The 1,753-nt window shown below is 34.5% G+C and carries 3 protein-coding genes; all 3 read left to right on the top strand.

The genetic code is table 11. The features are described from left to right. Nucleotides 1-1,166: cytochrome c oxidase accessory protein CcoG (gene ccoG, locus ABY905_RS17095; RefSeq protein WP_372646078.1), on the top strand; the 1,166-nt coding region annotated here is incomplete at its 5' end. A gap of 17 nt (nt 1,167-1,183) precedes the next feature. Then, entirely contained in the window at nt 1,184-1,630 is a 447-nt protein-coding gene (locus ABY905_RS17090; protein WP_372646077.1) for a FixH family protein, read from the top strand. A 27-nt stretch (nt 1,631-1,657) separates the two neighbouring features. Then, the coding region (locus ABY905_RS17085) for a sulfite exporter TauE/SafE family protein (protein WP_372646080.1) at nt 1,658-1,753 on the top strand (96 nt) is incomplete at its 3' end.

The raw sequence follows: 1,753 nt of genomic DNA, 5'->3' as shown, positions 1-1,753 counted from the left end.
TTCATTTTTGGCCTCAAGATTTCCATATCTTTTTGTTTTCGATGATTACCCTTTTTGTATTTATTGTGCTTTTTACAGTCAGTTATGGTCGGATATGGTGTGGTTGGGCTTGTCCACAGACGGTTTTTCTAGAATTTGTTTTTCGTAGAATTGAGTATTTAATTGAAGGAACACCTCAGCAGCAACGAAAGTTGAAAGCACAGGCTATGAACTTTGAAAAGCTCTGGAAGAAAACGACGAAACATACGCTGTTTTATGTTATATGTTTAGTTCTATCTAGTGCTCTTTTTTCCTATGTAAGGGGTGCTGATTTTGTTTTAAACCTTTGGGATAATCCATCGAGTAGTTCCATTCTGTTTATAGCATTATTGTTTTTCTCTACGGTGATGTATTTTGTTTTCTCTCGCTTGAGAGAACAAGTCTGTGCGATGATCTGCCCATATGGTCGTTTGCAAGGTGTCTTGCTTGACTCCAACACAATTGTAGTTGCCTATGATTATATAAGAGGTGAGGAGCGAGCTCCTTTAGAAGTTGGAGAAGATAGAAAAGCTGATAACAAAGGCGATTGTATTGATTGTTACGATTGTGTAGATGTTTGTCCTACAGGTATCGATGTTCGTGATGGTACTCAATTGGAATGTATTAATTGTATGGCTTGTATCGATGCTTGTAACTCGGTAATGGCTTGGCAAGGAAAACCCAAAGGATTGATTCGTTTCGATTCTGAAACAAATATTACTCACGGCATTATAAAGAAATGGCCAGCTCGAAAAATTGCCTATACCACTGTTTTATTTATTTTACTTGGTGTTGTGGTAGGTTTGTTTGCATCTCGAAAAGATTTGGAAGCTATTATTCTTCGAACACCAGGTTTGATGTATCAAGAGCCAGCCGAAGGAATTATTAGTAATATGTATAGCTTCAAAATTGTAAATAAAACGACTGAAGATTTACCTGTTAGTTTTAAACTCCTTGATGAAAAAGGAGAGATTCAGATTATTGGAAAAACCTTTAATGCTGCTGCAAGTTCTATTCATGAAGGAACTTTTTTTGCTAAGTTTCCTAAGGCATATATTTTAACAGATAAGACACGAATAATGATTGGTGTTTATGCAAACGAGAGACTGGTAGAAAAAGTTGATTTAACTTTTGTTGGACCTAATTAGTATATAGATTATAAGATATGAAAAATTTAAGTTGGGGTACAAAACTAGCCATGTTTATCTCTTTATATGTTATCGGTATTTTAATATTTGTTGGCTTTAGTTTGACTCAGGATATTAACCTTATTTCGACGGATTATTACCCGCAGGGAATCGATTTTCAGACTAAGATTGATAAGATTAAGAATACATATACCTTGAATGAGAAAGTTGTAGTTTCGCAACAAGCAGGTACAATTCAAATTCAATTCCCAGAAGGAATACGTTCAGAAGTCAGTGGAAGTATCATTTTTTATCGCCCATCAAATTCTGATAATGATTTGAGATCAGATATAAAAATTGATGCGTCAGGACTTCAGGTTTTTAAGTCAGATAAATTTATTAATGGTCGATATGCCATTAAAATTGATTGGAAACATCAAGATAAAGGCTACTATCAGGAAGAAGCCATTTATTTGTCAAAGTAATATTTCGAATAATAAAAATATAAAGAAATGATCTTTTTATCCGCTCTAACTCTAGGCCTTTTAGGTAGTTTTCACTGTGTGGGAATGTGTGGTCCAATTGCTTTGGCAATTCCACTAAAAACA

The sequence above is a fragment of the Ancylomarina sp. genome, from assembly GCF_041555295.1.
GTDB lineage: Bacteria > Bacteroidota > Bacteroidia > Bacteroidales > Marinifilaceae > Ancylomarina.
The sequence above is the reverse complement of the archived record's forward strand: the minus strand, read 5'-3'. Positions and strand labels throughout refer to the sequence as shown.